Origin of the sequence: Niabella beijingensis (genome assembly GCF_020034665.1) — a bacterium.
Taxonomy (GTDB): Bacteria; Bacteroidota; Bacteroidia; order Chitinophagales; family Chitinophagaceae; genus Niabella; species Niabella beijingensis.
Map to the genome: position 1 here is coordinate 319,739 of NZ_JAIQDI010000002.1, position 19,670 is coordinate 339,408.

The 19,670-nt window shown below is 47.7% G+C and carries 17 protein-coding genes; 11 read left to right on the top strand and 6 right to left on the bottom strand.

All coding sequences use genetic code 11. The features are described 5' to 3' along the window. Positions 1-461 precede the first annotated feature (461 nt). The 3 genes from K7B07_RS17365 to K7B07_RS17375 all read left to right on the top strand — a co-directional run bounded on the left by K7B07_RS17365 (position 462) and on the right by K7B07_RS17375 (position 5,675). On the top strand, positions 462-3,671 hold the full coding sequence (locus K7B07_RS17365; protein ID WP_223711792.1) for a SusC/RagA family TonB-linked outer membrane protein: 3,210 nt from the start codon (positions 462-464) through the stop codon (positions 3,669-3,671). A gap of 10 nt (positions 3,672-3,681) precedes the next feature. Beyond that, positions 3,682-5,112: a SusD/RagB family nutrient-binding outer membrane lipoprotein gene (locus tag K7B07_RS17370; protein WP_223711793.1), complete on the top strand. Its 1,431-nt coding sequence runs from the start codon at positions 3,682-3,684 to the stop codon at positions 5,110-5,112. A 254-nt stretch (positions 5,113-5,366) separates the two neighbouring features. Continuing rightward, positions 5,367-5,675, top strand: a complete 309-nt coding sequence (locus K7B07_RS17375; RefSeq protein ID WP_223711794.1) for a DUF3467 domain-containing protein — start codon at positions 5,367-5,369, stop codon at positions 5,673-5,675. A gap of 36 nt (positions 5,676-5,711) precedes the next feature. Here K7B07_RS17375 and K7B07_RS17380 read toward each other — a convergent pair whose 3' ends face one another. Both K7B07_RS17380 and K7B07_RS17385 read right to left on the bottom strand, forming a co-directional pair. Further along, a complete protein-coding gene (locus K7B07_RS17380) occupies positions 5,712-6,101 on the bottom strand; it encodes a hypothetical protein (RefSeq protein WP_223711795.1) in 390 nt (129 codons plus the stop codon). A gap of 57 nt (positions 6,102-6,158) precedes the next feature. Further along, positions 6,159-6,752 carry an ankyrin repeat domain-containing protein gene (locus tag K7B07_RS17385; RefSeq protein WP_223711796.1) on the bottom strand — a complete coding sequence of 198 codons (594 nt, stop codon included), beginning with the start codon at positions 6,750-6,752 and terminating at the stop codon, positions 6,159-6,161. 138 nt (positions 6,753-6,890) lie between these two features. Between K7B07_RS17385 and K7B07_RS17390 the strand changes: the two genes are divergently transcribed. Continuing rightward, positions 6,891-7,916 (top strand): hypothetical protein, encoded by a 1,026-nt coding sequence (locus K7B07_RS17390; protein WP_223711797.1) that lies wholly within the window; start codon positions 6,891-6,893, stop codon positions 7,914-7,916. A gap of 17 nt (positions 7,917-7,933) precedes the next feature. On the opposite strand, the gene K7B07_RS17395 is transcribed toward K7B07_RS17390, so the two are convergent. Continuing rightward, the gene (locus K7B07_RS17395) at positions 7,934-8,536 is read right to left on the bottom strand and encodes a hypothetical protein (protein WP_223711798.1); all 603 of its coding nucleotides are present in this window, start codon (positions 8,534-8,536) and stop codon (positions 7,934-7,936) included. A gap of 228 nt (positions 8,537-8,764) precedes the next feature. On the opposite strand from K7B07_RS17395, the gene K7B07_RS17400 reads away from it, so the two are divergent. The 5 genes from K7B07_RS17400 (at position 8,765) to K7B07_RS17420 (ending at position 13,830) form a co-directional block, all read left to right on the top strand. Beyond that, the gene (locus K7B07_RS17400; protein WP_223711799.1) at positions 8,765-9,631 is read left to right on the top strand and encodes a phosphodiester glycosidase family protein; all 867 of its coding nucleotides are present in this window, start codon (positions 8,765-8,767) and stop codon (positions 9,629-9,631) included. 179 nt (positions 9,632-9,810) lie between these two features. Then, on the top strand, positions 9,811-10,692 hold the full coding sequence (atpG, locus tag K7B07_RS17405) for an ATP synthase F1 subunit gamma (protein ID WP_223711800.1): 882 nt from the start codon (positions 9,811-9,813) through the stop codon (positions 10,690-10,692). Between the two features lie 88 nt (positions 10,693-10,780). After that, positions 10,781-11,653, top strand: a complete 873-nt coding sequence (scpB, locus tag K7B07_RS17410; protein WP_223711801.1) for an SMC-Scp complex subunit ScpB — start codon at positions 10,781-10,783, stop codon at positions 11,651-11,653. 63 nt (positions 11,654-11,716) lie between these two features. Next, complete coding sequence (gene lysA / locus K7B07_RS17415) at positions 11,717-12,931, top strand: diaminopimelate decarboxylase (RefSeq protein ID WP_223711802.1); 1,215 nt, start codon at positions 11,717-11,719, stop codon at positions 12,929-12,931. 62 nt (positions 12,932-12,993) lie between these two features. After that, positions 12,994-13,830, top strand: a complete 837-nt coding sequence (locus tag K7B07_RS17420) for a hypothetical protein (protein WP_223711803.1) — start codon at positions 12,994-12,996, stop codon at positions 13,828-13,830. A gap of 591 nt (positions 13,831-14,421) precedes the next feature. Here the strand turns inward: K7B07_RS17420 and ychF are convergent. Beyond that, positions 14,422-15,519, bottom strand: a complete 1,098-nt coding sequence (gene ychF / locus K7B07_RS17425) for a redox-regulated ATPase YchF (RefSeq protein ID WP_223711804.1) — start codon at positions 15,517-15,519, stop codon at positions 14,422-14,424. A 231-nt stretch (positions 15,520-15,750) separates the two neighbouring features. Here ychF and K7B07_RS17430 point away from each other — a divergent pair, with 231 nt between their 5' ends. Together K7B07_RS17430 and K7B07_RS17435 are read left to right on the top strand one after the other, a co-directional pair. Further along, positions 15,751-17,022, top strand: coding sequence for a nucleoside recognition domain-containing protein (locus K7B07_RS17430; protein ID WP_223711805.1), 1,272 nt, complete (start codon positions 15,751-15,753; stop codon positions 17,020-17,022). A gap of 27 nt (positions 17,023-17,049) precedes the next feature. Continuing rightward, the gene (locus K7B07_RS17435) at positions 17,050-18,234 is read left to right on the top strand and encodes an oxygenase MpaB family protein (RefSeq protein ID WP_223711806.1); all 1,185 of its coding nucleotides are present in this window, start codon (positions 17,050-17,052) and stop codon (positions 18,232-18,234) included. A gap of 38 nt (positions 18,235-18,272) precedes the next feature. Here K7B07_RS17435 and K7B07_RS17440 read toward each other — a convergent pair whose 3' ends face one another. Further along, entirely contained in the window at positions 18,273-19,049 is a 777-nt protein-coding gene (locus K7B07_RS17440; protein WP_223711807.1) for a hypothetical protein, read from the bottom strand. Continuing rightward, positions 19,046-19,669, bottom strand: coding sequence for an FMN-binding negative transcriptional regulator (locus tag K7B07_RS17445; protein ID WP_223711808.1), 624 nt, complete (start codon positions 19,667-19,669; stop codon positions 19,046-19,048). The genes K7B07_RS17440 and K7B07_RS17445 overlap by 4 nt, the downstream gene beginning before the upstream one ends. Position 19,670: the final 1 nt, after the last annotated feature.

The following is a 19,670-nucleotide window of genomic DNA, read 5'->3' on the forward strand; positions in this document are numbered from 1 at the left end:
CGTCAGTTATTCCTAAGCAATTCATTTTAGGATAGCATTGTGTCTGACTTTTCTAAGAGTAGTTATGAAATTCCTTTATCCCGGATTACGAATCCCGACCGGAAGCAAGATTCTACCAAACAAAAATTGAGTTTATTGACTATGGCTGTCAGTAAAGCCGGCAACCTGTAAAACCTTGCGAAAATGGAAGAAAATATTCTGCGAACTCATACACTTAGGCCTTCAAAAAGTTCAAAAAAAATGCTGTAACCGGCATTTTTTTATCCCCAGTTGATAAAAATAAATATTCATAAAATATTGTTAAACAAACAATTGTTAGCATTGTGTATTAAAAGTTATATATCAATTGATTATATTTTTTGAAAATAATCTTATTATACATAACTTAAAGGTGTTTTTTTTGAAAAAAAATTAATCGGTCCCATTTCGATCTAATTATTTCGTTAACAAAAACACAATACATGAGAAGGATTTTACTTTTAAGCACACTGCTGCTTGTGGGCAACTTTTTGCTCTGGGCGCAAACAAAAACAATTACAGGTACGGTAAAGGATGAATCGGGAAATGTCATACCCTTTGCTACTGTTTCAGAAAAAGGTACTAAAAATGCAGTATCAGCGGATGATCAGGGAAATTTTACCATTACTGGTAAACCAGGCACCGTACTCGAAGTATCCGCCACGGGATTTCAGACCCGCAGCCAGGAGGTGACCACGACTCCTGTAAATATTGTTCTTACAGCAGGACAGGGGCAGACCATACAGGAAGTGGTAGTTACCGCAATGGGACAGACCCGTACCCGGAACCAGGTACCCTTCGCCGCACAACAGATCAGCGGAGAACAGGTGAGCGCCACCCGTACCAATAACTTTGTCAACAATCTGTCGGGCAAAGTGGCCGGTCTGGAAATCCGCCAGAATAACTCGATGGGTGGTTCTTCCAACATCATCCTGCGCGGAATGAAGTCCATTACCGGCAACAACCAGGCGTTATTTGTGGTGGACGGGGTTCCATACAGCAATAGTAATGATAACAGCTCCGACCAAACCACCGGCCGTGGGGGATATGATTACGGGAACGGTGCGTCGGATCTGAACCCGGATGATATCGAAACCATCACTGTACTGAAGGGTGCTGCTTCCAGCGCACTGTATGGCTCCCGGGGAGCAAATGGTGTGATCATGATCACTACAAAGAAGGCCAAAAAGGGACTGGGGATCACATTAAATACCGGCTTTGGGATCGGGATCGTTGATAAAAGCACTTTTGCAAAATACCAGAAAGAGTATGGTGCCGGATACGGTTCGTATTACGGTCCGGACGGGGAGACCTACTTTAATGAATTTGACGTAAACGGCGATGGCGTGAATGACCTGGTTGTGCCTACAACGGAAGATGCTTCCTACGGCGCCCCGTTTGATCCCAACCTGCTGGTATACCAATGGAACGCCTTTGACAAAACATCTCCCTATTACAAAAAGGCCACACCCTGGGTAGGGGCACAGAACGACCCCTCTTCTTTTTTTGAGAAAGCTTTTTCGTCCAACCAGAGCATTCTCTTAAACGGCGGATCCGACAGGGGAGGCTTTAAACTCGGGTATACCCGCAACGATGATAAAGGGATTTTACCCAATGGCCGCCTGGCAAAAAATCTGCTGAGCTTTGGGGGATCCTATAATATTAATGATAAACTTACCGCCTCCATAGACGGAAACTTTTCCAATGTTGAAGGTAAAGGAAGATATGGAACGGGATACGATGATAAAAACCTTATGACAAACTTCCGGCAGTGGTGGGAAACCAACGTCGATGTGAAAGAACTCAAAGCAGCATACGACCGCACGCATAAGAATACGACCTGGAACTGGGCAGATCCCAGTACCGAAAGCGGACTGGTCCCTATTTTCTGGGATAACCCTTACTTTACAAGGTATCAGAATTATGAATCAGACAGCCGCAACCGCATTTTTGGAAATGTACAGCTCTCTTATAAGGTAACCGACTGGCTGAACCTCATAGGAAGGGTGGGACTGGATTCCTATAGCGAGCTGCAGGAAGAACGGCAGGCGGTGGGAAGTATCGGTATCCCTTCCTACCGACGGATCAACAGGGGCCGGACCGAGACCAATTTTGATTTCCTGGCAAACTTTAATAAAGAACTGTCGACAGATTTTGATCTGAAAGGATTGCTGGGCACCAATATCCGCCGCGAACACCAGACATCGATCAATGCAGTTACAAACGGCGGGCTGGCCATTCCCGGCATTTATTCGCTGAGCAATTCTTTAAATCCCCTGGTGGCCCCGGTAGAATTCGACGGAAAAAGAGAAGTGGACGGGGTATTTGCCAATGCAACACTGACCTGGCGGAATATGCTGACCCTGGACGGATCCATCAGAAGAGATGCCTCTTCCACATTGAAAAAAGGGAATAATGTTTATTACTACCCTTCTGCATCCCTGGGCTTTGCATTTTCAGAGTTATTAAAGGATGCAACATGGCTTTCCTATGGTAAATTCCGTGCCAACTATGCCGAGGTAGGTAATGATGCGCCTATGCAGATCATTTATGATGTATATAATATCCTGCCTCCTTTTGACGGCCGCCCGCAGTCAACACTTCCGCCAAGGAAAAATTTTAGCGACCTGCTGCCGGAGCGGACAAAGAGTACAGAGCTCGGATTGGAAATGTCATTTTTGCAAAACCGCGTGGGCTTTGACCTGGCTTATTATAACGCAAAATCAATTAACCAGATCATTCCCTTGCCAGTTAGCTCCGCTACCTTTTACGGATTTAAATACATGAATGCCGGAACGATCAGTAATAAAGGGATCGAACTTTCTGTTAATGGACGGCCCGTAAGAACATCTGATTTTACCTGGGATGTGGTGCTGAACTGGTCTAAAAACAAAAACAACGTTGAGAAACTATACGGTGATAACGACAATTTCGTGCTGGCGAGCTTTCAGGGGGGCGTCTCTTTAAATGCAACGGTTGGTCAGCCCTTCGGTACCATCCGGGGAGATAATTTCGTGTATACGAATGGCCAGAAGACAGTGGGCGAAGACGGGTATTATCTTTTCTCCCCCACCTCCAACGAAGTGATCGGTAACCCGAATCCCGACTGGATCGGAGGACTGCGCAATAGCTTCCGGTATAAGAATTTATCACTCAGTTTTCTTATAGACGTACGGAAAGGAGGGGATGTGTACTCGCTGGATATGTCGTATGGGTTGCAGACCGGGTTGTATCCTGAAACCGCTGGTTTGAACGATCAGGGAAAACCACTGCGCAACAGTCTGGAAGAAGGAGGTGGTGTGGTTTTACCCGGGGTAACCGAAGACGGCAAGCCCAATACCACAAGGGTGCTCAATGACAACGACCTGTACGGAGCTTATTTTCCGCAGGCTGCATTTATTTACGATGCCAGCTATGTGAAGTTAAGAGAAGCCCTGTTATCCTATTCCTTTCCCAATCAACTGTTCAATAGCGGCAAATTCTTTAAAGGAATTGATGTATCGCTGATCGGCAGGAATTTATGGATCATTCATAAAAACGTACCTTATGCAGACCCGGAAGAAGGGATCAGTTCCGGTAACCTTCAGGGATACCAGGGAGGCGCATATCCTACGGTAAGAACGATCACATTGAATTTTAAATTTAAATTTTAAAGAACGGGCTATGAAAAAAATATTTAACATCCTACTTATAGTAACGGTCATCCTGTCGTCTTGCACCAAAGACATCACAAAACTGAATGTGGACCCTAAAAACCCCCAGGAAGTATCCGCCGTTTCGCTCTTTACCACCGGGCAGCGGTTCCTGGCAAGATACCTTGCCTCATCCAATGTAAACGTGGGCATCAACCGGCTCATCGTGCAGCAATGGCAGGAGACCACTTACACCGCAGAAAGCCGGTATAACCTGAACACAAGAGATATTCCCGGAAATTTCTGGTCAGGGATCTATGAAGATGTACTGGGTGATATTGAAAGGTCTAAAAAGCTGATACCAACAGATACCCCTGATCCGGATGTACAGAAAAACCAGCTGGCAGTGGCCGATATCCATGTGGTGCTGGCCTATTATTACCTCATCACGACATTTGGAAATGTTCCTTATACGGATGCGGGAAACATTGAGAACATTCATCCGAAATACGATGATGGCAAGACCGTTTATGCGGACCTGATCAGCCGTTTGGATGCAGCCATCAATGCTATCAATACCAGCGCGGAAGGCTTTGGCAGTGCTGATGCCATTTACGACGGAGATATGACTGCCTGGAAAAAATTCGGAAACACATTAAAGCTTAAACTGGGAATGTTGCTGGCAGATTCAGACCCTGCACAGGCAAAAACACTGGTGGAAGCGGCCGTGTCAGGGGGGGTATTTACCTCAAATGACGATAATGCCAAGCTGCAATTTTCTGCAACGCCGCCCAATACCAACCCTGTATGGGAAGACCTGGTGCAAAGCGGCCGTCAGGATTTTGTGGCCTGTCAAACAATTATCGATACACTTAAAAAATTCCAGGACCCCCGTCTTTCAACCTATTTTACATTGGATGGAACGGGCAGCGATTATTCAGGCGGCGAAGCCGGAAGGGCCAGCAGTTATCCGGCACTCTCCAAACCGGCCAAGGCCATTACTGCTGCCAACTATCCAACTGCACTAATAGACTACGCGGAAGTGGAATTCATGCTTGCTGAAGCACGGGAGCGTGGATACAATGTGGGCGGAACCGCAATGACACATTACAGCAAAGCGATAACCGCTTCCATTGAGGATTGGGGAGGAACGCCTGCTGAAGCGGCAACTTATCTGGCAAGACCGAATATAAATTATCTTACTGCCCCCGGGAACTATAAAAGAAAGATCGGTGTGCAAAAGTGGCTGGCACTCTATAACCGTCCCTTCGAAGCCTGGATCGAATGGCGGATCTTTGACTACCCGGAGCTAAAGCCGGCATACCGGGCATTGTCGGATATCCCGATCCGTTATACCTATCCGGTGCTCGAGCAGAATTATAATACGGAGAATTACAATGCTGCCGCTGCCGCCATTGGAGGGGATGAAGTTACAACCAAACTGTTTTGGGATAAACAGTAATAAGGGTATGCTAAAGACCCCGTAAGCAATTGGTGCGAAGCACCAGTATTTTCGGGTGGAACTAAAAAAGAAGAGCCGTAACAGCGTAATCTTCTTTGATGGTTTCACCCGATTTTTTGCAGTCCGGAGCAGCCGGGCTTACGGCATATTCAGCCATTACAACGCATTACAGCTGCGATAAATACGCCGGACCCGGATGCAACAGATACCTGTAGTACCGCTTCTTTTGTTACCTTCGTTTCAAATACAACGAAATGAGCGAACAACAACCCAATCAGTTGAATATAGAGATCTCGGAAGAAGTGGCCGAAGGTACATATGCCAACCTTGCTATTATCACGCATTCCATGGCGGAATTTGTGATCGATTTTGTAAATGTGATGCCGGGAACACCAAAAAGCAAAGTGAAATCGAGGATCATATTTACGCCACAACATGCCAAACGCTTTATGAAGGCCCTGGTGGAGAACATTGAAAAGTTTGAAGCAACCCAGGGTGTGATCAAAGACCTTGATGAAATGCAATTACCGGTGAATTTTGGCGGACCTGCTGCGCAGGCCTGAGCAGGAGAATTTTTATAGCCAGGTATATCCTGAAGATCAGCGTCTGCCCCTGCGGTTACGTCCTGCATCGGCGTCCGCGGCAGGAAGGGGAGGGTCAGGTTGCTGTTTGATCCAGATCGTTGCCTGCTGAACCATTTTAGGATTATCTTTCAGTGTAGCTGTTACCACCACTTTTTTCACCGTAGGTTCATCGGGAAGCACCAGGCTGTTGCCATCAAACTTTCCATAGTCGGAAGTGAATTTTAATTCCTTGTTAGTCAGTGGCTTCCAGCTGCCATCGCTCATTTTTCCATCTATATTGATGTAGTTGTGCGTACCTTTTTTGAGGCTGTCCGTATAGAGATTTAAATGGATACTTTCCACCCGCTGCGCTTTAGCACCGGAAACGGCTGCCAGTAATAAAATAAGTATACAGATCTTTTTCATTCCAGGGTATTCGATTCGCTCTAATGACGATACCGGATTCCAAAAGGTTGTTGACTGTTACCGGGCCCCCGCTGCTTCCAGCAAGGCTGCAATTTCCCGGTAGTCCAGCTGTCGGGCATGTGTTAATGGTGTTATTCCCTTTTTGTCAGCAATATTCACATTGCAGCCTGCCTCAATAAGGGTGGCTACAACAGTGCTGTGCGTTTCATCTCCTTCTCCCAGTATAATGGCTTCCAGCAGGGCGGTCCAGCCAAGGTTGTTGACATGGTCTATCGGAAAACCCGGAGTTCCGGCCAGTAATTTTACGGTTTCAAGATGCGCTTTTTCGGCAGCTGGGATCAGCGCTGTACCACCGTAGCGGTTCAGGATGGTAAAATCGGCGCCGGCCTTTAAACAGGCGGCCACCACGTCCGTAAAACCCTGGGCACCTGCATACAGGAAAGGGGTATTCAGCACCTGGTCCTGCGCGTTCACATTTGCACCATGCCGGATCAACAATAAAGCAATGGGAATATTTTTCTTGTACAACGCATATAACAACGGGGTTTGCCCTTCGGGATTGGTAGCTTCCGGAATGGTTCCCGCCAGCAGCGCGGCCTCTGTTTGTACGCTGTTATTTTCGTCGATGAGCTGAAAAAGGTCTTTTGTCATGATCGGTGCTTAAATTGCCCCTGGGCCCAACCGGCCCGGGCAGTACAATAATAAGGGTTTTATCCACAGGAAATCCAGCAGAACTGAAATAAGCACCCAAAAGCTGTTTCATTTGAGAATTATCACGAACTTTGGAATATGCAGGTAACAAAGAAAGACGCTGAGATCCTTCACAATGCAATTAACGAATGGGAAAAGGAGCAGGTGATCGACGGGCAACAGGCTGCATCGTTGAGAAAGTCGGTTGCCGTATATAAAGATGACCTGGGCTCATTTACTTTTTATGCTTTTGTGGCAGCGGTTTCCTGTGCCATTCTTGCATTCGGGGCCATTGTGCTGGATGAAAAATGGATCGAACGGATGCGCCGTTTCTTTGCCTTTTCTGAATTGTTGATCGGGGTGATCTTCCTGGCCCTGACCCTTGCTTTTATCTGGTGGGCAAAAAGAAGAAAACAAAAACACCCGGATGCGCAGCTGACCAACGAGAGCTTCAATATCCTGGTAGTGCTGAGCCTGGGTGTGGCCATTACCTATCTTACCCGTGGTTTTGGAGACGGCTACCGCTTTTATGGTCTTGTTGTTCTTGTGCTGGCTATCGGCTATGGCTTTGTTGCCAGCTATCTGAAGTCAAAACTGATCTGGGTGTGCTGCTTGCTGGCAGTGATCGTTGCCTGGGGGATCCAGACATGGATCTGGTCCGGAGCACAGCACGACTATTTCCTGGGTATGAATTATCCGTTGCGGATGACGTTTTTAGGGCTGTTGTTGCTGGGAGCAGCAGTAGCGCTGAAACAGCAGCTGGAACCGTTTTACCGGATTACATTTTATTTTCTTTGTTTTTTTATCCTGCTTTCCGGACTTTTCCTTTCTGTTTCCGGTAACCTGAGCTACGATGTGTGGAGCAATATCCGCCAGGGGAAACTCTTTCTCTGGGCGCTGGGATATACCCTGATACTGGCAGCCCTGGTAGTATACGCATACAAACGTAAGGACGAACTGTTCCGGGACCTGGTACTGCTGTTCTTCCTGCTCAACATTTATACCCGGTACTTTGAGTATTTCTGGGATAAGACCAATAAAGGGATCTTTTTTGCCATACTGGCGCTTTCATTCTGGCTGATCGGCCGTAAAACGGAGCAGATGCGCCGGCGGTTTACCGGGTAGCTTATTGATCCTCCCGGCTAAAACATAAAGCCAATACCAAGGGTGCCGCCTACTACCGTATGTTCGCCGTATCGTTGTGCCTTGAAATTCAAAGAAGGTACAAAAGAAATAAATTCACTGAGGTAGAATTTGTAGGCAGCTCCCAGCTTCATAAAAGCACCGCCACCTAAAAAGGGTTTGTGCGCCTCATTACGGACGCTGAGGGTAGGTGCATAACCGGCATCGATAATAAAGAGGGTGCCGCTGATGCTGTTCCTCGGGTAATACCGGAAGTCGGCAAAAATGGGAAGACTGGTGATCTCAGCGCCGCTGGTCTTAACCGTTTCATCCGTAGTGGCGGGATAGTATTTATAGTTGGAAAACTGGAGGCCAATACCAAGTCCGAGGGAAAAAGAAGGGTTTACAAAAAAGCCGTTGATGGTATGAAATTCAAAGCCAGGCCGGAACCGCGCGTTACCGCTCGCCAGCATTGCAGAATCGATGGATTGAACGACCTGTATCTCTGCCGGATTGGTGATATTAAAATAACCGTTCTCCTGTTTGGTCTTTAACTGTTGTCCGGTTACAGTTATAGCCGGTGCCAGAAGCAGGGAAAGGAGCAGCAGGCGGAAGTATTGCATGATAAATGGTTTACGGATAATGAAGAAGGATGCTGAGCTATTGTTCAGCTGGAATAAATGATCCCGATCCCCTGCGGGTATCGAAGCAGTTCTTATCCGGCCGGTTGTCACTTATTCCCATACAGCTGTTGCCGCAAAAGAAACGCCTGATTAAAATTACATTATAGTTTTCTTGAATCAAAAAAATGCCGGGGAAAGATTGCATTTTTGCGGTCTAAATAATCACAAATGACCGCTACACATCCCGTTAAAAAGTTCTTCTTTCTGTTTTTGTTCAGCTGGTGCTGGTTTTTCGCTTACTCCCAGCAAACGGATTCTGCCCGTTTTGTAACGGCCGCGTGGAAAAAGGAGCGCCTGGGCCCCGGTGTACGCCTGGTCACGCATCAGTTTGATAACAATGCCCTGTTTGCCTCTAATCAGTATATCTCCTATGCCATTATCAAAAATAAAAAAAGACGAAAGGGGTTTAATATCGCGGCAGAAGCAAAATTATTGAAACCCGTGCCCGTTTTTGGAGAAGAGACCGGTGCGCTGGTAGCGCTGAACGGAAATTTTTTCAATGTAAAAGAAGGCGGTTCGGTGGATTATGTAAAAGTCAACGGCCAGGTGATCAGTGAAAACCTTACCGGTGCGGACGGAACGCTGAAGGTGCATCAGAAGGCGGCCGTTGCCGTGCAGGGGGGAAAGCTGGTGATACTGAAGGGCGATTCGCCCCGGTGGCCGGATTCTATAGCAGCCGGATCCGTTCTGGCAAATGGCCCCCTGCTTTGCCTGGAGGGGGCATCGGTGCCGGTTGAAGCCAGCTCATTTTCAGAAACCCGGCACCCACGCACAGCGGTGGGAGTAACCGCCGGGGGACGGGTGATCCTTCTGGTAGCAGACGGCCGCAACACCAATGCGGCGGGTCTTCGTCTTGAGGAATTGCGTAAAATTATGCAATGGCTGGGGTGTGTGTCGGCGATCAACTTCGATGGCGGTGGTTCCTCCACCTTATGGACCCGGAAAAAAGGAGTGATCAATCATCCTTCAGACAACAAAAAATGGGATCACGAAGGGGTTCGGTCGGTAGCTAACGTGTTGTACTACAAACGATAAAGATACGAAATAGTCGACTTATCCGACCTTTTTCCACAAAGGCCTTAATTTACTTGGTTCAGATATGGAAATCTGATAATTAGCGCGTACTTTTGCGCCTTAAAAATGGAGGGCAGCGTGCAGTCATCAGGATATGAAATTTGCATGCGGAGTTCTTAAATTTCAAATCTTTAAATCATATGGCAGGTCAGTTAAAAGAGGTTCGGAATCGCATCAGTTCGGTACAAAGCATGCAGCAGATCACGAAGGCTATGAAAATGGTGAGTGCTGCCAAATTCCGCCGGGCACAGGATGCCATCGTTCAAATGCGGCCTTATGCTCAGAAATTACAGGAAATGCTGAGCAATATTGTCAGCAATAACGATGGGGATACCGAGATCGCACTGGCTGCGGAACGGCCTGTTGAAAAGGTGTTGCTTATTGTGATCACGAGCGACCGCGGACTGGCCGGAGCCTTTAATGCCAATGTAGTAAAGCTGGCCAAAGCCCTGATCCGTGAAAAATACCAAAGCCAGTTTGAAAAAGGAAATATAACGATCTGGAACCTGGGTAAAAAAGGATATGAAGCCCTGAGTAAGGCGGGGTACAAAACAGATGATACCTATAAGGATATTTTCCTCCGGCTTTCATTTGAAAATGTGCAGAAAATTGCCACGGAAGCAATGAAGGCCTTCGAAGAAAAACAGTTTGATGCGGTGGAGATTGTATACAGCCAGTTTAAAAATGCCGCCACACAGCTGTTTACAGCAGAGCCCTTCCTGCCGATTCCCAAGGTGGAGAAGAAGGCGGGCACTACAAAAGCCGATTTTATTTTTGATCCCAATAAGGAAGAATTGATTGCTGAACTGATGCCCAAAATTTTGAACACCCAGCTGTTCAAAGCCGTACTGGATTCGAATGCATCGGAACACGGGGCGCGGATGACCTCCATGGATAAGGCATCAGAAAATGCAAATGAAATGCTGCGTAACCTGAAACTTTCTTACAACAGGGCGCGGCAGGCTGCAATTACCACCGAATTGACGGAGATCGTGAGCGGTGCTGCGGCATTACAGGGATAAAATATTTGTTCGGGGTTTCAGGTTTAAGGTTCAATGTTGTTTTGCCCTTAACTTTAAACCTTGAACGCTTAAACTTTGAACCTTCATCATGGACATCACCGGATTGATCCCACATATTGAAGCATTAATCTTTGCAAGTGATAAGCCACTGACCCCGCTGGAATTGACGGACCTGCTGAATAATGCCTTTGGGTTTATGGAGGATAAGATCACGCTGGACCAGGTAGAAGCGGCTATCAGCGGTATCATTGAAAAATATGATGCAGAGTTTTATCCGTTTGAAGTGCGCGAAAGCGGCGGTGGCTGGCAGTTCCTTACCAAAAAGGATTATCACAAGACCGTTGCCCAGATCAATGGGGATAAATTTATGAAACGGCTGTCGCCTGCCGCACTGGAAACCTTATCGATCATTGCATACAAACAACCGGTTACCAAAGGCGAGATCGAAGCCATCCGCGGCGTGAGTGCAGATTATGCCATTCAGAAATTACTGGAAAAAGAACTGGTCATCATCAGCGGACGCAATGAAAAACTGCCGGGTCACCCGCTGGTATACTCCACATCAAAAACATTTATGGATTATTTTGGGATCAATTCAGCTGATGAGTTGCCCAGGATAAAAGAGGTACTGGCGGAACAGGAGATCCTTCCCACACCGGTGGATGAAGAGGGGAATGCAGTAGTTCCGGAAACACCGGCGGATGAAACAGATCCGCTGCTGGCCGTAGCTGAAAACGGCGAACTGATCGAAACCGCTGAAACCGGGGAGGAAGCGGAAGAAACGGAGGATGTAGCTATGGCAGAAGAGACGCCCGCTGCCGGAGCAGAAGAGGAGGAAGTGCATGCTGATGAGGAAGCGCCAAAAGAGGACGAAGCAGCCGAAATGGATCCGGATGGGGATAATGAGGAAGATGCGCAGGATGAAACGGAGGACGACTCAAAGAAGCCGGAAGAAGAATAGCTGCTGCCCGACATATTATTTTTATGTAGCAGTAATTTTACTGCTTTTTTTGTAAATACTATTATGAGCGAACAATTAACAAACGAACAACTGATTCAGATTGCGAATGAATTCGGAACCCCCGTATATGTATACAACGCTGATAAGATCGAAACGCAATACCAGCGGTTAAGTAATGCGTTTGGCGCGGAACGGGTAAAGATATTCTATGCGGCAAAAGCATTGACGAATCTGAGCGTGCTTCGTTTTATTCACCATCTCGGTGCCAATGTAGACTGCAGTTCCATCAACGAAGTAAAACTGGCGCTACGGGCGGGTTTTGAGCCATCAAGAGTGCTGTATACCAGCAACGGGATCCATTTTACAGAAATTGAGGAGGCCCTGAAGCTGGGTGTTTTTGTGAATATCGACAGTCTTTCCAATCTTAAAAAGCTGGGAGAAAAATATGGAAATCAATACCCGGTAGGAGTGCGGCTGCGCCCGAACATCATGGCCGGGGGAAACCTGAAAATATCAACCGGTCACGACCGGAGCAAGTTTGGCATTCCTGTGGAACAGCTGCCGCAGTTAATGGATATTGTAAAGAGCAGTAATATTGTGATCCACAACCTGCATATTCATACCGGAAGTGATATTAAAGATGCGGATGTATTTATAAAAGGGATCGATGTATTGTTTGACATTATCCCTCATTTTCCTGATCTGAAATCGATCGACCTGGGAGGCGGCTTTAAAGTGGGCTATAAGGAAGATGATCCGGTGATCAATATAGAAGAACTTTCTCAAAAAGTGCTGGCGGCATTTGATGCACATGAGGCGGCGCGCCACCTGGAGATATGGTTCGAACCTGGTAAGTTTATCGTGAGCGAGTCGGGCTGCCTGATCACTTCGGTAAACCTGCTTAAAGAAACGGCTGCCACCACTTTTGTAAACATCAACAGCGGATTCAATCACCTGATCCGTCCTATGTTCTATGATGCGTACCACCGGATCGAGAACATTACCAATCCGGAAGGGGCGGTTAATACCTATTCGGTAGTGGGTAATATTTGTGAAACCGATACGTTTGCCTGGGATCGTCCGTTGCCGGAAGTAAGAGAGGGAGACTTGCTGGTATTTTACAATGCCGGTGCCTACGGCTATGAAATGGCCTCCACATTCAATTCACGGTTCCGGCCCGCCGAAGTGATCGTGCGGAACGGAAAGGCACAGCTGATCCGCAAAAGAGATGTCTTCGAGGATCTGATCCGCAATCAGGTGGAAGTGGATCTGAAATAAACAATGCCGGTGACTATGGAAACCCGAAGAAAAGCGGTCTTTAATAGGAATAAAGATGCTTTATGAACTATTCGGGCTTTTTGTTATTATGGCTGCTGGTTGTCGGTTCCTGTAATGAAAATTCTTTTGCCGGTAATAACGACGGGAAAGGGAATGACCCAGATCCTGTAAAAATACAGCCACCTTCTTATTCCGGTGCTGCCAAAACCATTCATGTATTCGTCGCATTGTGCGATAATCAATACCAGGGAATTGTACCCGTACCTGCACGGATCGGCAACGGGCAGGATCCCGATAATAACCTGTACTGGGGAACCAGCTATGGTATACGTACCTATTTCAAAAAGAGCAGGGAATGGAAGTTCTTATACAAAGAAAAAAGGGAAGGTTTTGTGCTGGAACGTGTTGTTTTTAAACATGTAAATAAAAACTATTACCTGGTTGCTGATGCTTATGACGGTCGGTTTATAAAAAATGCTACGGTCGATTTTTTTAAAAGCAGCAGCGGACAGATAAAAGATACCTTAGAGGTGGATCATACCGTCATCGGGTTATATGGAAATGCAAAACTGATTGCTTATATAGGACATGACGGACTGATGGATTTTAAGCTGGATGAGGCGTTCAGGCGTACGGACCGGGAACAGCGGGATTGTATTGTACTGGCCTGTTACAGCAGGAATTATTTTAAGCCTCATTTAAAACCGACCGGAACCAATCCCTTACTCTGGACAACCGGACTAATGGCGCCGGAAGCATATACACTGCATGATGCGCTGAGCGGGTACATTCAAAATGAACCTGCCGAAAAAATAAGAGTTCACGCAGCCAGGGCATACAGTCATTATCAGAAATGCTCCGAAAAAGCGGCCAGGAACCTGCTTGTAAGCGGGTGGTAGGCGGTTGCTGCCAGAACAATTTTATGCCGCCCGGCTGCTTTGGAGGCTTGAAACCATTAAGTCATTAAGGGCCATTGAAGATACCACTAAGGCGGTAGAACCCCCAAAACATAAAGCATTTATATAGGTCCTTATGGTTCCGGGAATCTCGTCGACTTCGCGACGGCAATGCCACAAATACACCAAGGCACAAAGAGCCACAAAGGGATTAAACCGTTTCCAACAACTTTGTGTATCCTGGATTCCTGGCATCCTGGTGGTGGGATAAATGGGGTTACGAAGCCGAGAAGCCGCAAAGAAAACGAAGGATGATTTTATATTGATTGGAACTTGGGGCCGGCCCTTAAAACCATTAAGTCATTAAGGGCCATTGAGCATTTTGGAGACCTCGTGCAGGTTTGAGCCCTGATGTTTTGTAGAGGGAATGTTACAATTATGCGAAGCCAAAACAGTATGAAAAGGTTGGACCGAACCGGAAATCCTGGTGCTTCTTAATGCCTTGGCGTCTTGGTGGCGGAGATACCACAAATGTAATATTAAATCGTGCAGGCCGCAGATCCGGGCACTCCAGGCCCCTGTTGCGGTCAAGCCTTATACATTGAACCGGAAGTGCATAATGTCGCCATCCTTTACCAGGTATTCCTTCCCTTCGATGCGCAGCTTGCCGGCTTCGCGTGCACTGGCTTCGGATTTATACTGTACAAAATCACTATAGGCGATCACCTCTGCTTTGATAAAGCCTTTTTCAAAATCGGTATGGATCACACCGGCACATTGTGGCGCTTTCCAGCCGTTGTGGAAGGTCCAGGCGCGTACTTCCTGAACCCCTGCTGTGAAGTAGGTGTTTAATCCCAATAGTTTATAGGCAGAACGGATCAGCCGGTCCAGCGCCGGTTCCGTCATTTTGTATTCTTCCATAAACAGCGCTTTATCATCCGGGTCTTCCATTTCTGATATCTGTGCCTCAATGGAGTTGTTCATGATGATCATTTCTGCATTCTCGCTTTTAATGGCTTCTTTCAGTGCTTCGGAGAACTGATTGCCGGTATGCATGGACGGCTCATCCACATTTGCTACGTACAGAACCGGTTTATCGGTAAGCAGGAAAAGATCGGCGATCGCTTCTTTTTCCTCTTTGCTCAGGTCTAAAGAGCGAATGCTTTTTCCCTGCTCCAGGTGCTGTTTGCAGCGCTGCAGAATTTCTACTTCCGTTTTGATCTTGGGATCTGTTTTGGCCTGCTTTTCTTTTTTCTGTACCTGTTTCTCCACACTGTCCAGGTCCTTCAGCTGCAGTTCCGTATCAATGATCTCTTTATCACCTACAGGGTTGATCGCACCTTCATCACGCAGGATGTTCTCATCTTCAAAACAGCGGATCACGTGGATGATGGCATCCACTTCGCGGATATTGGCCAGGAATTTGTTGCCCAGTCCTTCTCCCTTACTGGCACCACGCACCAGGCCGGCAATGTCCACGATCTCGATCTGTGTGGGTACCACGCGTTCGGGCTGTACAAGTGTGGTAAGAACGGTAAGCCGCTCATCGGGTACATTTACCAGTCCCACGTTGGGTTCTATGGTACAAAAACGGTAGTTGCTTGCCTGCGCTTTTGCGCTGTTGCTTACTGCGTTGAATAAGGTCGATTTTCCTACATTGGGTAATCCTACGATGCCTGCCTGTAATGCCATTATGTGATAAATTACAAATACTAAATTCTAAATCTCAAATCTCAAATCTCAAATCTCAAATCTCAAATCTCAAATCTCAAATCTCAAATCTCAAATCTCAAATCTCAAATCTCAAATCTCAAATCTCAAATCTCAAATCCTGATTTTCCGGCCGCAAAGGTACAAATTATCCAGCGCAATTCTCAAATAAAGCCTAACTTCCCGCTTTGGACATAAATTCTTGATTTCACTATGGCATTGAGCAGGATCTGGTCGGCATTTATCATTGTAGCCATTCTGGTGGCAGCGTTCAAATGCTTTTTTCTGGGAGAAACACAGCTTTTCAGCTATATGATCAGCGGCAAGGCCAGCGACCCGGCCAATCCTTTAAAACTGGACGGAGTTATCGAGACCTGCTGGGTAGCCGTAGAGATCTGTCTGAAGCTCATCGGGGTGCTTTGCCTTTTCATGGGTTTTATGAGTATTGCAGAGAAAGCAGGAGGCATCCGCTTTTTATCGAAGATCATTGGCCCCTTTTTTTCTAAAATATTTCCGGATGTGCCAAAGGATCACCCGGCTATGGGACATATGGTGATGAATTTCTCCGCCAATTTTCTTGGGCTGGACAATGCCGCAACACCCTTCGGACTAAAGGCGATGGAAAGCCTTCAGGAGCTCAATCCCAATAAGGATGTAGCTTCCAATGCGCAGATCATGTTCCTTTGCCTGCATGCGGCAGGGTTTAACCTGATCCCCGTAAGTGTGATCGCCATCCGGGCCGCTCAGAATGCATCCGATCCTACGGATGTATTCATCCCCTGTATGATCGTCACTTTTGTGGGCACACTGGTGGCGCTCATTATCGTATCGCTCCGGCAAAAGGTCAACCTGTTCCAGCCGGTCATCCTGGTATGGCTGCTGGGGATCTCCGCTGTGGTGGTGGCGCTTGTACTCTATGTATCCTCGCTGAATGCCACTTCCATTCAATCCTTTTCGGGTATGCTGAGCAGCGGACTGATACTGCTGGTATTTATCCTGATCATCCTAGGGGGCGTTTATAAAAAGATCGATGTGTTCAGTGCCTTTATCGATGGCGCCAGGGGCGGATTTGATACGGCGATCAGGATCATCCCCTATATACTGGGGGTGCTGGTGGCCGTAAGCATGCTGCGTACCAGCGGTACTTTTGATATGGTGATCAACGGGATCAAGTATGTGTTTCATGCGATGGGTGCGGATACCCGGTTTGTGGATGCCCTGCCCACGGCGCTGATCCGGCCGCTCAGCGGTGGTGCTGCGCGGGGAATGATGGTGAGCACCATGACAACCTTTGGTCCGGATTCCTTTGCCAGCAAGCTTTCCGGGGTTTTCCAGGGTGCGGCGGATACCACTTTTTATGTGGTGGCCGTTTATTTTGGCGCAGTAGGTATTAAAAATACCCGGTATTCCATCGGTACCATGCTGCTGGCGGATCTGGCCGGTGTACTGACGGCGATCGGTATCAGTTATTTATTCTTTACTTAAACTTCCCGTTTATAAACTTGTTAATAGGTGGTGGACGCTCCAGCCCGCTATACGATCAATACAACCTCCTTTGATTATTACTGGAAAAAAGGTGCCGGCGTGGCATTATTGCAACAGCTTGGCCGCACGCCGGAACTCAGCAATGCCGATCGTTTCCGGCACTACCTGTTTGAATGGGACCGGGAAGGAGATGCGGTAATAGAGCAGCTATACAATAAGATCGGATTTATAAAGGCGCACAAAGCATTGGAGGACTATACCGGTAACCGGCCGGTTGCTGATGAAGCGAAGCAGGTACTGGATGATTTTTTCGGAACATTTGAAACCACACCTTCCTGGCTGGATCATGATAAAATTGACAAAGGAATAGAATTGAGCCAGCGTTCGGGCATACCCGGCCTGCTGGTATTGCGCAACTATTGTTTAATGGGCGGCTATGAATCCGCTGCCATCAATAAGCCACTGATCTATACCGGAGCATTGAAGAAAGGTGCTGCCAAGCGGCTTACCGAAACCACACTATTCTGGGTGAACATTACCCGTACCGGAGCTTTTAAGAAAAACGGTAACGGGCTGTTTCATGTGATCAGCACACGCCTGATCCACTCGTATTCAAGAGTAAGCATTTTAGACAAAACAGACTGGGACACGGCGCAGTGGGGTATACCGCTGAATACCTGGGACATGCTGGCCACCCAGCTGGGGTTTTCGCTGGTCTTTCTTACCGGCCTGCGGCGGATGGGCTTCCGGCCCTCGGCCGAAGAAACAGCAGGGCTCTTTCATTTGTGGAAATACATCGGATACCTGTTAGGCATTCCGTTGGAACTGCTGCCGGAGAACGAACAGGAGGCCATAGAAGCGTTGTATTACTGGACGATGACGCAGTCGAAGGGCGATGCGGACTCTGTTGCGCTGGCAAAAGCGCTGATCAGCGAAACGGTGGACTCCGGTTTTCCCCGCCAGGTGTTATTGCGGAAACTGATGCAGCAGCTGCACCTGTTTTACAATTATTACTTTTTAGGCACATACTCCTGCCGGCTGTTGCAGATCCCCAAACCGGTGGTCGGGAATATTGCCCACCTGTTCTTATGGCGCCTGCGCTGGCTGGAAGGGAAAATGAAGCGGCCGGAATTCCGGGAAAAGGCCATCCGGAATGGTGGCGCGCGGCAGGCCAATGCTTTGGATATCTATCTGAAGTACAAGCGGCATTAACCGGAACGGCCTTCCTGTTAAAAGAAGTAAACTGGATATCAATCAGGACAACTGCGGGTCTGATAGCTGCGGGTGCCATCCTTTTGCAATTGCTCAATGGTATAGATCCTTCTGAAATGTCCGTCAGGATTCTTTTTTAGCAGGGCAATCCCCGCTTTATATTTCTGAAGTATGAAAGCCAGCGCTGCTTCTTCAGACGCACCACCCCAGCCTTTCAGCTGATTGATCTCCTCAGTCAGTGTACCGGGAAATGTAGGCTGGTAGCGCCTGCCTGCAGCAGTATCATGAATGCCGGCGCGTCTTGGAAAGTGCTTGTTAAAGTCGGCGGCATCCTGTAAACACGCAAGAACCAGTGCGTAAACCGTGCCATCGGGCAGCAGGATGAATTTTTGATAGGTTCCGCTGGTTGCTGTTGCCTGGTCGATGAAATGATAAAGATCACCACTTGAAGGCGGGCGGTTTTCCGGGTGGTTGTGCAGGTCTGCAAAGCGGTTGCTGATGGCCGGCGCAATTGTGCTGTTTGATGTGCCGTTGCTGACAGCAGACCGGATGATGGTGCCCCGGGGATCCCTTCCAAACGACAGCGCGTGTTCCCTGCCATCGGCAGCTGCGATAGCGATGGCTGTTAATGCGGCTTTACAGGAGTTGGTCTTTGAAAAAAGTGTCGCCTGCTCTGCTGCCGGCTGTGTTTCCCGGCAGGGAGCATAGCCCTGGCGTGCCGCTCCTGAGCGCGGACCGGAGCAGCAATAGTCAAAAAAAACAAAAACGATCAGCAACAGCAGGCCTTCTCTTCTGCCCGGAATAAAACGGGTCATAGCGGCTTTGCGTTTTGCTGCATATAAGCTGCAATATGCCGCTCGCTGCTGTCCTCGCTTTTTGAAAGGGTATGGATGATCTTTTCCTGTTCATTCGCCGTTTTATTCTGGCTGAGTTTTTTCTTTCCCTGTATTTCCGTTGCCCGGATCTTAAAGGCGGTGATGCCCTGGCTCATTTTGTATTTGAAATCCTCCGGAAGCCGCTCGTATTGTGCTTTGTAGGCTTCTTCATAATGCGCCACTGTCTGGTCCAGTATACCGAAGACTTCCTCCTGTTTTGTAATCAGGGTACCCTTTCCGTAAACATGAACGGCAATATAGTTCCAGGTAGGCACATTTAACTCCTTTTCATAATGAGTGGGGGAAATATAAGCATGAGGTTCCTGGAAAATGACCAGCACGCTTTCATTATTTTCAACCTGTTTCCACTGGGGGTTCGCCCGGGCAAAATGCGAGATTAAAACAAGTTCCCCCGCATCCTGTTCCACAAGAAAAGGAAGATGCGTGGCTACGGGAAGGCCATCCGGTGCAGCAGTGATGATGGTTCCGAATGAAAAGCGTTCGATAAAAGAACGGATCTCGTCCTGACCGGTCATTTTATTGATCGACGGGATATACACA